At 52.4% G+C, this 12,391-nt stretch carries 12 protein-coding genes, 2 tRNA genes and 1 pseudogene; 1 reads left to right on the top strand and 14 read right to left on the bottom strand.

Annotated features, from left to right (window positions below; genetic code table 11):
• Both AWJ19_RS36120 and AWJ19_RS05680 read right to left on the bottom strand, forming a co-directional pair.
• A partial coding sequence (locus tag AWJ19_RS36120; protein ID WP_206744046.1) for a hypothetical protein occupies positions 1–238 on the bottom strand: 238 nt, incomplete at its 3' end.
• A gap of 33 nt (positions 239–271) precedes the next feature.
• Positions 272–745, bottom strand: coding sequence for a GNAT family N-acetyltransferase (locus AWJ19_RS05680; RefSeq protein ID WP_068722089.1), 474 nt, complete (start codon positions 743–745; stop codon positions 272–274).
• A 150-nt stretch (positions 746–895) separates the two neighbouring features.
• On the opposite strand from AWJ19_RS05680, the gene AWJ19_RS05675 reads away from it, so the two are divergent.
• Positions 896–1,087 carry a hypothetical protein gene (locus AWJ19_RS05675; RefSeq protein ID WP_068722088.1) on the top strand — a complete coding sequence of 64 codons (192 nt, stop codon included), beginning with the start codon at positions 896–898 and terminating at the stop codon, positions 1,085–1,087.
• Between the two features lie 299 nt (positions 1,088–1,386).
• Here AWJ19_RS05675 and AWJ19_RS05670 read toward each other — a convergent pair whose 3' ends face one another.
• The 12 genes and pseudogenes from AWJ19_RS05670 to AWJ19_RS05620 form a co-directional block, all read right to left on the bottom strand.
• Complete coding sequence (locus tag AWJ19_RS05670) at positions 1,387–1,668, bottom strand: hypothetical protein (protein ID WP_068722087.1); 282 nt, start codon at positions 1,666–1,668, stop codon at positions 1,387–1,389.
• A gap of 136 nt (positions 1,669–1,804) precedes the next feature.
• Positions 1,805–1,878 (bottom strand) — tRNA-Ile (locus AWJ19_RS05665).
• Between the two features lie 41 nt (positions 1,879–1,919).
• Positions 1,920–1,996, bottom strand: a tRNA-Met gene (locus tag AWJ19_RS05660).
• Positions 1,997–2,077: 81 nt separating this feature from the next.
• On the bottom strand, positions 2,078–2,242 hold the full coding sequence (locus tag AWJ19_RS35600; RefSeq protein WP_019909365.1) for a hypothetical protein: 165 nt from the start codon (positions 2,240–2,242) through the stop codon (positions 2,078–2,080).
• 136 nt (positions 2,243–2,378) lie between these two features.
• On the bottom strand, positions 2,379–3,020 hold the full coding sequence (gene pyrE / locus AWJ19_RS05655) for an orotate phosphoribosyltransferase (protein ID WP_068722086.1): 642 nt from the start codon (positions 3,018–3,020) through the stop codon (positions 2,379–2,381).
• Entirely contained in the window at positions 3,017–3,733 is a 717-nt protein-coding gene (gene pyrF / locus AWJ19_RS05650; protein ID WP_068722090.1) for an orotidine-5'-phosphate decarboxylase, read from the bottom strand. Before pyrF ends, pyrE begins: the two co-directional genes overlap by 4 nt.
• 186 nt (positions 3,734–3,919) lie before the next feature.
• Positions 3,920–7,140, bottom strand: a pseudogene (gene carB / locus AWJ19_RS05645) (carbamoyl-phosphate synthase large subunit).
• A 2-nt stretch (positions 7,141–7,142) separates the two neighbouring features.
• A complete protein-coding gene (gene carA / locus AWJ19_RS05640) occupies positions 7,143–8,321 on the bottom strand; it encodes a glutamine-hydrolyzing carbamoyl-phosphate synthase small subunit (RefSeq protein ID WP_068722085.1) in 1,179 nt (392 codons plus the stop codon).
• A gap of 67 nt (positions 8,322–8,388) precedes the next feature.
• Entirely contained in the window at positions 8,389–9,663 is a 1,275-nt protein-coding gene (locus AWJ19_RS05635) for a dihydroorotase (RefSeq protein ID WP_068722084.1), read from the bottom strand.
• 123 nt (positions 9,664–9,786) lie between these two features.
• A complete protein-coding gene (locus tag AWJ19_RS05630) occupies positions 9,787–10,695 on the bottom strand; it encodes an aspartate carbamoyltransferase catalytic subunit (RefSeq protein ID WP_068722083.1) in 909 nt (302 codons plus the stop codon).
• A 2-nt stretch (positions 10,696–10,697) separates the two neighbouring features.
• Positions 10,698–11,276 carry a bifunctional pyr operon transcriptional regulator/uracil phosphoribosyltransferase PyrR gene (gene pyrR / locus AWJ19_RS05625; RefSeq protein ID WP_068722082.1) on the bottom strand — a complete coding sequence of 193 codons (579 nt, stop codon included), beginning with the start codon at positions 11,274–11,276 and terminating at the stop codon, positions 10,698–10,700.
• An 873-nt stretch (positions 11,277–12,149) separates the two neighbouring features.
• Positions 12,150–12,391: transposase (locus AWJ19_RS05620; protein ID WP_198536472.1), on the bottom strand; the 242-nt coding region annotated here is incomplete at its 5' end.

Genomic DNA, 12,391 nt, shown 5'->3' with positions numbered 1-12,391 from the left:
AAGTTGAGTTAATAATGAAGATAACGATGAAAACGACGGCCAGAAAGTAAGAGAATAACGCAAGCTTGCGCAGTCTGCTCCAATCCCGAACTCCGGCTGCGGTAAATAGCACAGCCATAAGCACTGTCATGATTTGATCAGTTTCACGGAATAGCATTAAGCTTATGTACGCGGTAATTGTTACTGCCCATAACACGGTGAACCAACGCGGATTGTTGCTCCAGACCTTTTTTAGCATACGATGCCCCGATTCTCTATAGTGATATTGAATTCAGCGTAAGCTTCTTAACATTACGTAATTCTCCAGCTTCACGCCCCTGCGCTCCACAACCTGCTTCTGGACCACCTCAAAACCTGATTGCTCAAAAAAAGGCTTCGCCGTGATGCTCGCTTGCGTACTAATCTCAGTCAAACCCAGCCTGCGCGCCTCCGCCTCCAGTGTGTCCACCAGTGCCTTAGCAATCCCCTGCCGCTGATATTCCTTATGTACAAACAGCCTGTCCAAATACCCTTTAATCGTCATATCTGCAAACCCGGCAATTTCGCCATTGCACTCCACAACATAGCTAATATTACGGCTCAGTGCGTCCTTCCATGTGCTAAGCCGCTTACCTTCATCCTCATACGACGCCCAGGCGTTGAGCTGTTCCTGCGAGTAATCCCGTTTGTTGACCGAATGAACCGTTTCGTAGAAAAGAGTGACAATCTGGGCGATGTCCTGCTCGGTGAATGTTCTGATTTTCATTGTGTGGGCTCCTATACTGCTAAATCGGATAATCCTATCCATCTGTTACATTCGACAAATGGTACTATATTCCTTCTTTGGTACAGAGCACGAAACTCAATAACTAAACTTAGCGTATACCATTAAAAATATTTCTAACGGGGTGGATAGATGAACCAAGCACAGACAGCTTGTAAAGCTTGCGGAAGGACTGAATTCGTCAAAGGCCGGTTAAATAATGGATATGCCCGGGTCATGCCGATTAATAAGGCTTTTTCTTTTGGCTCAGGAGTTATCTATACCTTCTGCAAAAGATGCGGCGAAATCGCCTCGATGAAAATTGAGAATCCTGAGAAGTTTTGAGCCCAGTGCGGGCTTTTTTTATACATAGTTACAGTAATACATGAAGTTCAATGGTGTATAACGGATTCTATTGTATTTTGTACATTAGTTTCTCTGTTTTTGGGCATTTCACCTCATTTTTCTGAAGTCAATTGTACGGAATACAACAGAATGAGCATTCTAAGTCGTTCAACAAAGATTCAATTGCACCAAGTACATCATTCTAATTGGGTAGAGGTCTCTAACTTAATATACTCCTCTGCCCCCGCTGCATTTACAGGTGGAGCAGCCAAATGAGCAAACTTCTCCTCTAATCATAATTAAATTTTGTTCTTTGATTTATATCGTGCAAACATCCAATCAATTATAAATCCGGTTATTAACCAAAAGAAAAAATGAATACCATATAAAATAAACTGGAACGCCCTTTCACTATTCATCGAGTAGTGCAAATCCGTCAGTTGCGGATTAAGCCACAAAAGCAGCGGACTTGTCAGAAACAGCAGCAGGTTTTTGTCATCGGCTCCTGATAGATTATAAAGACAAACGAATGAAGATAACAACGGCAGCCAAAAGCTTAGTTTCTTCATTATCTTCTTCATGCAACGCCCCCTCATTTTCAAAATATACTATAAATGAAGAAGCAAAACCAAGTGCTTAATAAGGCACTTCATTCCCAAAGACTGCAATAACCCAAACAAAGCAAAAACCCCTTGCTAGGCAAGGGGTTTAGTGAAGTGGGCCCTACAGGACTCGAACCTGTGACCAATCGGTTATGAGCCGACCGCTCTAACCAACTGAGCTAAGGGCCCGGACTAGGTATCCGAATGTACGATGGCTGCAAAAGAATAATTGGTTGCGGGGGCAGGATTTGAACCTGCGGCCTTCGGGTTATGAGCCCGACGAGCTACCGGGCTGCTCCACCCCGCGTCAGTAAACTTATTCAAACAGCGACAATAGTTAATATACATTAAATAAGGCCCTAAAGTCAAGGATGAAATTGTTAATTGCTCAGGGTAAAAAACGCACCCCGTAACGGCCCTTGCGGGACCGGTAAATTTCTACAAACCGCGGGTCATGATAGCCGTAGATCCAGCCGTCCTGCTCCAGCCTTTTGGCCAGACAGCCCGCCTGAAATCTCGTCCGGAACAGCTTCGCAAAATAGATCCAGTTCATGATGATATCTCCTTTGAAGTCGGGTATTCAGCGCTGCAGTTATAGCATACCCCATCATGACAGATAAATATGCGGGACTTATTGCTTCCATAACCGGAAAGCTGCAAGTCCCGCAGTTAAAACACTTTATATTAGCTTACACTCCGAACGACGCCGGATCTTTGCGCCACGATTGCAGCAGCGCTACATCGCTTTCAGCGATCTTACCCTGGCTCAGGGCAACATCGATCAGGGTCGTGTAGTTGGACAGGCTCTGCAGCGGCACACCGGCTGCTGCGAATGCTTCAGTAGCGCGGTCCAGCTCATAGCTGAAGATCGCGAGGACAGCCAGCACCTCACCGCCTGCCTCTTCCACAGCCTGCGCTGCTTTGATTGAGCTGCCGCCGGTGGAGATCAGGTCCTCGATAACGATAACCTTCTGGCCGGGAGAGATACTGCCCTCGATCTGGTTCTGCTTGCCGTGGCCTTTGGCCTTGTCGCGGATATAAGCCATCGGCAGATTCAGCTTGTCGGACACCCAGGCCGCATGCGGGATACCGGCGGTTGCTGTGCCAGCGATGACCTGTGCTTCGGGATAGCTGGCTTTAATCAGCTCTGCGAAGCCGCCTGCAATATAGTTACGGACTTCCGGGAAGGACATCGTAAGGCGGTTATCGCAATAGATCGGCGACTTAATGCCGGAGGTCCAGGTAAAAGGGTCCTGCGGGCGCAGGGCAACCGCCCCGATCTCCAGCAGATAGGCTGCGACTTGCTGACTTGTATTAGATAATGTACTCATGCTTGTGTCATCTCCTCAATAATGGATAGTGCTGCTGCACGCGGATCGGCTGCTGCGGTAATCGGCCGGCCTATGACCAGGAAGTGACTGCCCTGACGGATGGCTTGTCCAGGCGTCATTACACGGGACTGGTCGTCCAGGGACGAGCCTGCCGGACGGATGCCCGGGGTTACTGTGACGAATTCCGGACCGCAGGCTACTGCGATAGCTGCCGACTCCTGCGGGGAAGCCACTACGCCATGCAGGCCCGCTTCAGCGGCCAGCTTAGCATAACGGACTACGGTATCCTCTACGTTCCCGGCAATGCCGATTTCTTCGTTCATCACTTCCTGGCTAGTGCTTGTAAGCTGTGTAACCGCAATGATCAGCGGGATATGCAGCGAAGGGTTCAGGCTGACCGCCTTGGCCGCTCCCTCTAGTGCTGCAGCCATCATCGTCTTGCCGCCGGAGGCGTGGACGTTGAACATGTCCACACCTAGCCTGGTAATGCTCTCAGCACCGCCACGGACGGTATTCGGGATATCGTGCATTTTCACATCCAGAAAAACGGAATAGCCGCGTTCCTTAAGCTCTCTGATAAAATCCGGCCCAGCTGCATAGAACAGCTGCATGCCGACCTTCAGGTAGCACGGAATGCCTTCCAGCTTATCAATCAGGACCCGTGCCGAGTCCGCATCCGGATAGTCGAGCGGAATCATCAGCCTGCCGGCCATTTCATCCCGCTTAGCAATATGACCAATCGTCTCATGCTCTGTCTGCTCTGGGGTTTGCTGTTCCATGGGTCGTTCTCCAGCTCCTTCATTCATCATCTGCTTGCCCGGGCACAGTTGAACGGTCTGCGCTAACGCAAACCGTCCCCTGTATGAAACCGCCCGCAGGCGGTTCCTGGTATTCATATCTTATTGTCCGACAAAAGCGGGCATCGACTGTGACGAGAAGTTGATCGTCTGCAGCATTTTCAGCAGCGCTGCTACGGTATCGAGCGAGGTCATACATACCACGCCGTTCTCAACCGCTTCGCGGCGGATGCGGAAGCCGTCACGCTCAGGTGTTTTGCCCTTCGTCAGGGTGTTGAACACGAAGTTCGCTTGACCGCTGCGGATCAGGTCGAGGATCGTAGGCTCGCCTTCATCCAGCTTGTTGACGTTCATCACGTTCAGGCCGGACTGCTCCAGCGCCTGTGCCGTGCCGCCTGTAGCGATGATTTTGTAGCCCATAGCATGGAAACCCTTCATCAGCTCAACCGCTTCAGCTTTGTCTTTATCCGCTACTGTAACGATGATCGCGCCGGTTGCCGGGATTTTCATGCCTGCACCAATCAGACCTTTGTACAGCGCCTTAGCATACAGCTTGTCGCGGCCCATAACCTCACCGGTCGATTTCATTTCAGGTCCCAGGGTAGGCTCTACTCTGCGCAGCTTGGCAAAAGAGAACACCGGCACTTTAACCGATACGTAGTCGCTCTCCGGCCAGAGGCCTTCTGTATAACCCTCTTCCTTCAGCTTACTGCCGAGGATGATCTTGGTTGCCAGATTCGCCATTGGAATGCCGGTTACCTTGCTCAGGAACGGAACCGTACGCGAGGAGCGCGGATTCACTTCGATGACATACACTTCATTCTGGTAGATAACGAACTGGATGTTCACCAGACCGATCGTTTTCAGCTCTTTGGCGATTTTGATCGTGATATCGGTGATCTTCTGCTTCAGGCCTTCATCCAGGTACTGCGGAGGATATACGGCGATGGAGTCGCCGGAGTGGACGCCTGCGCGCTCCACATGCTCCATGATGCCCGGAATGACCACGGTTTCGCCGTCGCAGATCGCGTCAACCTCAACCTCTTTGCCGAGCATGTATCGGTCGATCAGGACCGGATGCTCCGGATTGATCTTAACCGCTTCAACCATGTAGTTCATCAGCTCAGTATCATTATATACGATTTCCATCGCACGTCCGCCCAGCACGTAGGAAGGACGCACCAGCACCGGATAGCCGAGGGACTGCGCTGTTTCTACAGCCTGGCTTGCATCGGTTACTGTCTTGCCTTTCGGCTGTGCAATATCCAGACGGGCCAGCAGTGCTTCGAACCGCTTGCGGTCCTCGGCTTCATCGATGCTCGACAGGCTGGTTCCGAGGATGTTCACGCCGGCTGCCGCCAGCGGAGCAGCAAGGTTGATGGCCGTCTGGCCCCCGAACTGCACGATAACCCCGATCGGATTTTCCTGGGCAATGACGTTCATTACATCTTCAAAGAACAGCGGTTCAAAATACAACCGGTCCGAAGTATTGAAATCCGTAGACACCGTCTCCGGGTTGTTGTTGATAATTACGGCCTCATAGCCCGCGTTCTGGATCGCCCATACCGCGTGTACAGTGGAGTAGTCAAACTCAATACCCTGGCCGATACGGATCGGGCCGGAGCCGAGCACTACAACCTTTTGCTTGTCGGAATGAGTAACTTCGTTTTCTGTTTCATAGGTCGAGTAGTAGTAAGGCGTCGAAGCTTCGAACTCAGCGGCGCAGGTATCTACCATCTTGAAGACAGGTGTCAGGCCTTGGGCCAGGCGCAGGGCACGGACATCCGCTTCCTTCGTCTGTGCGCCGCCAGGACGGCCTTCCGCGCGGATCTCGGCGATAGCCCGGTCAGTGAAGCCTTTGCGTTTCGCCTGATACAGCGTTTCAGCGCTCAGCGTTTCTTCGCTGCGCAGCACATCCTCGAATTGCACTAGTCCTTCAATCTTGGACAGGAACCACCAGTCAACCTTGGTGATGTCCTGGATTTCCTGCAGCTGATAGCCGCGGCGGTAAGCTTCGGCAATCAGGAACAGGCGCTCATCATCTGCCTTAGCCAGACGGGTACGCAGGACACTGTCTTCCAGCAGCTCGGCACCCGGCAGACGGAAGCGGTGAACTCCGATTTCCAGGGAACGGACGGCCTTGTGGATCGACTCTTCAAAGGTACGGCCGATCGCCATTACTTCGCCGGTCGCTTTCATCTGTGTGCCCAGCTTGCGGTTTGCCGAGGTGAACTTGTCAAACGGCCAGCGCGGGATTTTGCTTACGATATAGTCCAGCGTAGGCTCGAAGCAGGCATACGTCTGGCCGGTAACTGGGTTAACGATTTCGTCGAGTGTGTAGCCGAGGGCGATTTTGGCTGCCATCTTGGCGATTGGATAACCGGTTGCTTTGGATGCAAGTGCTGAAGAGCGGCTTACACGCGGGTTAACCTCGATTACATAATATTGATAGCTTTGCGGATCAAGCGCGAACTGTACGTTACAGCCGCCTTCGATGTTGAGCGCACGGATGATCTTCAGTGAAGCACTGCGCAGCATCTGGTATTCACGGTCGGAGAGCGTCTGGCTCGGTGCCACAACGATACTGTCGCCAGTATGTACACCTACAGGGTCAAAGTTCTCCATGTTGCAGACCACGATACAGTTGTCGTTCGCGTCACGCATTACTTCATATTCAACTTCCTTCATGCCGGCGATGCTCTTCTCAACCAGACACTGGCCGATCGGGCTGTAGCGGATACCCGCTTTTACTGTTTCACGCAGTTCTTCCGCGTTGTCGCAGATACCGCCGCCTGTTCCGCCGAGCGTATAAGCCGGACGTACGATCAGCGGGAAGCCAATTTCTTCTGCGAAGCTCATCGCTTCTTCAACCGTTGTAATAATGATACTTTCCGGAACAGGCTGGTCCAGCTCGCGCATCAGTTCGCGGAACAAATCACGGTCTTCCGCCTTCTCGATCGAATGCAGCTGAGTACCGAGCAGCTTCACGTTCTCCGCTTCCAGTACGCCGCGCGCGCCAGCTCAACTGCCATATTCAGACCGGTCTGGCCGCCCAGCGTCGGCAGCAATCCGTCCGGACGCTCCTGGCGGATGATGCCTGTTACGAAATCAAGGGTGATTGGCTCGATATAGACTTTATCAGCCATGTTAGTATCCGTCATGATGGTAGCCGGGTTACTGTTGATCAGTACAACCTCAACGCCTTCTTCTTTCAGAGCCTGGCAGGCCTGTGTGCCTGCATAGTCAAACTCGGCGGCCTGGCCGATGACGATCGGACCGGAGCCGATTACGAGGATTTTTTTAAGTTTATCGTTCTTAGGCATGATTATAGAGCTCCTTTCACGGCTTCAAGCTTCGGTGTTGGTTTAGGTGCCGTGATTCTGGCATTGGCGGCAAGCTGTGCCTGGCGTGAGCCGGCAGGCGTCTTCGCTTTGTGATCGGCAATCATCTGCAGGAAACGGTCGAACAGATAGCTGCTGTCATGCGGTCCCGGCGCTGCTTCCGGATGGTACTGCACCGAAAAGGCAGGGTAACGGCTATGCTTCAGGCCTTCAATGGTCTTGTCATTATTGTTGATGTGCGTCACTTCAAGCTCGGTGCTCTGCACAGATTCTTCATTAACAGTGTAGCCGTGGTTCTGCGAGGTGATGAAGCAGCGTCCGCTTTCCAGCTCCTTAACCGGGTGGTTACCGCCGCGGTGGCCGAATTTTAGCTTCTCGGTGTCTGCGCCGCAGGCCAGTGCGAACAATTGGTGACCCAGGCAGATGCCGAAGATCGGATATTCGCCAAGCAGCTCGGAAATGGTGTTCACTGCATAAGGTACATCCTTAGGGTCCCCAGGGCCGTTGGACAGCTGGATCCCGTCAGGGTTCAGGCGGCGGATTTCGTCCGCAGTTACATCATGGGGCACGACTACTACGTCACAGCCGCGGTTGTTCAGCTCCCGCAGGATACCGGTCTTCGCGCCGTAGTCAACCAGCACGATCCGTTCCTTCGTTCCAGGGCTGCTGTAGCTTGTAGTGGTAGAAGTCCGGGCAACCTGGTTGCGCAGCTCTTCAATAGTTGTATCGCCCATCATTTCCATCAGCTCTTCCACACGCTTGTTAGAAGTAGTCAGGATGGCTTTCATCGTTCCGTAGTGGCGGATAATGCGGGTCAGCATCCGGGTGTCGATCTCGCTGATCCCTGGAATGCCGTATTCCTTCAGCAGGTCATCCACACTGTATTCAGCGCGCCAGTTGCTCGGCACATCTTCATGGCGGCGTACAACAAAGCCGTGTACAAAAGGACGCACGGATTCAAAATCATCACGGGTAATGCCGTAGTTCCCGATCAGCGGATAAGTCATTGTTACGATCTGTCCGCAGTAGGAAGGGTCCGACAGCACCTCCTGATAACCTGTAATCCCTGTGTTAAAAACAACCTCGCCTGTCATTTCGCCCTCAGCGCCAAATGCGGTCCCTGTAAACAGCGTTCCGTCCTGAAGCAGCAATCTTGCCTGCATTTCCTTCCACTCCTTCTTATTTCTGTAGTCTGATTCTATTGTCTCTATCCTGATCCAGTCAGGATCGTTAGTTAGCCTTCGTCCAGACGGCCTTGCCGTCTACCCAGGTTGCTACCGGCCAGCCTTTCAGCTTCCATCCGGTGAATGGAGTGTTACGTCCCTTAGTGGCAAAAGTGGCCGGGTCTACCACCTGCTCATCATTCAGGTCAATTAGTGTCAAGTCAGCCGGCGCTCCTACAGCCAGGCTGCCAGTGTTCAGCCGGAACACGCGGGCCGGATCAGCGGTCATCCGCTGTACCAGCAAAGACAGGTCCCATTTGCCTGTCGCTACAAAAGCGGTATACAGCAGCGGGAAGGCTGTCTCGAAGCCGACGATGCCAAACGGTGCAAGCTGCATGCCCTTGGCTTTTTCCTCTTCGCTGTGCGGCGCATGGTCAGTTACGATAATGTCAATCGTTCCGTCCAGCAGCCCCTCGATGCAGGCTTCCACATCGCGGCGGGAGCGCAGCGGCGGGTTCATTTTCCAGTTGGCATCCATCCCCGGGATATCCTCTTCGGAGAGCAGCAGATGGTGCGGACACACCTCAGCGGTTACTTTAATGCCGATTTGCTTCGCCTGGCGGATCAGCCGTACCGACTGCTCTGTGCTGACGTGGCAGACATGGTAGTGAACGCCTGTCGCTTCAGCGAGCAGAATGTCGCGTCCGACATGAATCGCTTCCGACTCGTTCGGAATGCCCTTCAGGCCGTGCTTTGTTGCAAAGGTACCTTCGTTCACCGCACAGCCTTCAACCAGTGAATCATCCTCACAGTGGGCGATGACCGGCATATCCAGGCTTGCAGCCAGCTTCATGGCATCCTTCATCATCTGGGCGGTCTGTACACCAACCCCGTCATCCGTAAAGCCGATCGCTCCGGCTTCCTTCAGGGCAGCAAAGTCCGTCAGCTCACGGCCAAGCTCATTTTTGGTGATTGCCGCATAAGGCAGCACTTTGACGAGTCCGGCTTCACGCGCTTTTTCTTTTACCAGCTCGACGATTTCAGGAGTGTCGGTCACCGGTCGGGTGTTCGGCATGCAGGCGATGGTGGTGAATCCGCCCTTGGCTGCCGATCGTGCGCCGGTTTCAATCGTTTCTTTATGCTCAAAGCCCGGCTCGCGCAGATGCACGTGCATGTCAATCAGGCCCGGTACCAGCAGCTTGCCCTCCGCGTCTACAATCTCACCGGATTCTTCTGCCGGAAGCTCACTTTCAACCGCTGTGATGATCCCGTCCTGAACCACGATATGCTTGATTTCCAGTTCGCCGTCTTTGTTCAATACGCTGGCATTTCTAATGATCACGGTTGATTCTCCTTTTGCCTGCAAGCCGCAGCTCCAGACTCTGTTTGTATTATATAATAAAAATTCATCTTTGTGTATATTTATTAATCCATTTATGTCAGGTTTTTTTAGAGGCTGTCTCTTCTATTGAAGTGCACGTTCCATGACTGCCATTCTTACCGGCACACCGTTCGCCATCTGCGGGAAAATCCGCGACTGGCTGCTCTCTACTACCGCATCGTCGATCTCTACATTACGGTTGACCGGAGCCGGATGCATGATGATCGTGTTCTTATCCAGCTTGGCCGCCCGTTCCTCAGTCAGTCCATACTGCTTGCGGTACTCTTCGGCTGACTGCAGGATGCCGGTTGCGTGACGCTCCAGCTGTACTCTCAGCATCATGACCACATCGGCCTTTAGCGCTTCTTCTATACTTACGTAAGGTGCATACTGTGCCAGCTCAGGCGCCTTCATGCTGTCCGGGGCGCAGAACTGCACGCTTGCTCCCATCTTCGTCAGTCCCCAAAGGTTCGAGCGGGCCACCCGGCTATGCATAATGTCCCCGATAATCGAAACCTTCAGGCCCTTCAGCTCGCCAAAATTTTTGGTCATCGTATACATGTCCAGCAGCGCCTGGGTCGGATGCTCATTGTTTCCGTCTCCGGCATTGATCAGCGGGATGGATACCTTCTCCGTCAGCTGCTGCAGCACGCCTGCAGGCTTCAAACGCACAACTCCGGCGTCGATCCCCATCGATTCCAGTGTGCGCACTGTATCGTAGATCGACTCGCCTTTTTCTACACTGGAAGCTGCCGCCGTAAAATTCAGCACCTGCACCCCAAGGCGTTTCTCGGCCATTTCGAAGGAAAAGCGGGTCCGTGTGCTGTTCTCAAAAAACATGTTAGCCACAAACTGCGATCTCAGCACCGGTGTCAGCTTCTCCTTCTGGTTGTCCCAGTAGGCGGTTCTGTTCAAAAGCTGCAGAATCTCTGTCCGGTCCAGCTCTTTAATCCCCAGCAGACTGCGTTCCTTCACCTTGGTTGCCGTCATCATTGTTATCGTTCCTCCCGGTTGGAAATAATGTAAACCTCATCTTTGCCGTCGTATTCCTTAAGTGAAACTTCGATCTCTTCATGCCTGGAGGTAGGCACGTTCTTGCCGATGTAGTCCGGCCGGATCGGCAGCTCGCGGTGCCCGCGGTCGGCCAGCACAGCCAGCTGGATCATCCGCGGCCGTCCGCAGTCCATCAGGGCATCCATCGCCGCGCGGATCGTCCGTCCGGTGTACAGCACATCGTCGAACAAAATCACTTTCTTGTCGCGGATACCGCCGCTGCCTGCCGGCAGGTTCAGTATGCTCTCTGCCGCCGCCTGATCCATGGCCTCCCGGTTGTCTCCGCCTTCGCGGTCATCCCGGTAATGCGTGATGTCGAGCTCGCCCCAGGCAATTTCCACGCCCTCAATCTCTTTGATCCGTTCTGCAATCCGCTGAGCCAGATATACCCCGCGGGTTCGGATGCCGACCAGCAGACAATTCTCAATCCCTTTGTTCTTCTCCAAAATCTCATGTGCAATGCGCGACAGCGCCCGGCGTATTGCCGTTTCATCCATAATTACGTTCTTTTCGGTAGCCATTTATCCAGTCCATCCTTTCGCTTGTACGCCCGTCCAAGTTCCCGGAAATCAAAAAACTCCTTGCCTGAAGCAGGCAAGGAGTGAAATCCGCAGATTAAAAGATGGATGTCCGCGCGCATAAAGAGGCTATCCGTACTCATACGGATCCCATCCATTTGTCGCGAACCTCGATTCACGTTACCTTGCCAGCCTCACGGGACTGAATTAAAGGCGCATATTCAACTAAGGGAATTATGACAGATGTTTGTCTTGATGTCAAACCGGGAAAGTTTTACAGGTGATGGGAGCGAACGGGGAAAGGTGAGTGACGCTATTGAGTGAGAGGTATGCGCTGGTAGCTTATACTGTTTGGTGCAGGGCGCTGCTGCGGGGTTTTTGGACTTCCGGCCGCTGCCCTTCTGCAGATTTCTTCAATTGTACCGCTGTTCTCGGTTGAAATCCAAACCCTGCCTATGCTTACGAAGCGAGCTTTCCTGCGGAAAGCTTTTAGGCGGACGCTCCGCTCCTCCAGCTCCAAAATCCCCTCCGCGCTTCCACCTGAACAGAAGACTTTCCCGGTTCGGGGGAGGAGGGGCAGCAGAGGGCTGACGGCTGGGGCTGTGCACCCAGCGTCACCAAGTATACTATAGGCGAGGCGTCGAGGATCTCGCTTTGTTAACACATAAGTCTATCTAAGTGGAAATTTGCCATCTAATTTACCGGTGAAACCCTCTTCCCAGAGACTAGTTGGAAAAACGACACTTACTTATGCCGAAATACCCTACCGAGCGATAAATAGCCCGATCTATATAGAACGCAATTAAGTTTATAACCTGATGAGGAGACGATCTATCGTTTCTAATGGATGCTTGTTGATTCTTCTCATGAATTGACTTACATGAAGTCTAATCTTATAGAATTTTTCAAAAAAATGTTGTTCACTACGTCAGCTTTGAGCCATAACCAAAGTCCTTCAACGGGGTTAAGGTTTGGGCTATAAGGTGGTAGAAAAACAAGTTGCAGACGCGGATGCTCCTTTAGAAACAGTTGTAACTCGGTAGCGTGATGAATCCGACTGTTGTCCAAAATCAAAGCCATTTTTCCATTGGGATACGCAGAGAGAATATCCTGTAAGA

The sequence above is a fragment of the Paenibacillus sp. DMB5 genome (assembly GCF_001517085.1).
Lineage (GTDB): Bacteria > Bacillota > Bacilli > Paenibacillales > Paenibacillaceae > Paenibacillus_AQ.
The sequence above is the reverse complement of the archived record's forward strand: the minus strand, read 5'-3'. Positions and strand labels throughout refer to the sequence as shown.

What these genes read in the sequence shown, in the direction of transcription:
- pyrF (WP_068722090.1), bottom strand. Translation starts at nt 3,733, where the DNA reads ATGGCCGGCAGGCTGATGATTCCGCTCGACTATCCGGATGCGGACTCG.
- pyrR (WP_068722082.1), bottom strand. Translation starts at nt 11,276, where the DNA reads ATGGCTACCGAAAAGAACGTAATTATGGATGAAACGGCAATACGCCGG.
- pyrE (WP_068722086.1), bottom strand. Translation starts at nt 3,020, where the DNA reads ATGAGTACATTATCTAATACAAGTCAGCAAGTCGCAGCCTATCTGCTG.
- AWJ19_RS35600 (WP_019909365.1), bottom strand. Translation starts at nt 2,242, where the DNA reads ATGAACTGGATCTATTTTGCGAAGCTGTTCCGGACGAGATTTCAGGCG.
- AWJ19_RS05630 (WP_068722083.1), bottom strand. Translation starts at nt 10,695, where the DNA reads ATGATGACGGCAACCAAGGTGAAGGAACGCAGTCTGCTGGGGATTAAA.
- AWJ19_RS05680 (WP_068722089.1), bottom strand. Translation starts at nt 745, where the DNA reads ATGAAAATCAGAACATTCACCGAGCAGGACATCGCCCAGATTGTCACT.
- AWJ19_RS05675 (WP_068722088.1), top strand. Translation starts at nt 896, where the DNA reads ATGAACCAAGCACAGACAGCTTGTAAAGCTTGCGGAAGGACTGAATTC.
- AWJ19_RS05670 (WP_068722087.1), bottom strand. Translation starts at nt 1,668, where the DNA reads ATGAAGAAGATAATGAAGAAACTAAGCTTTTGGCTGCCGTTGTTATCT.
- carA (WP_068722085.1), bottom strand. Translation starts at nt 8,321, where the DNA reads ATGCAGGCAAGATTGCTGCTTCAGGACGGAACGCTGTTTACAGGGACC.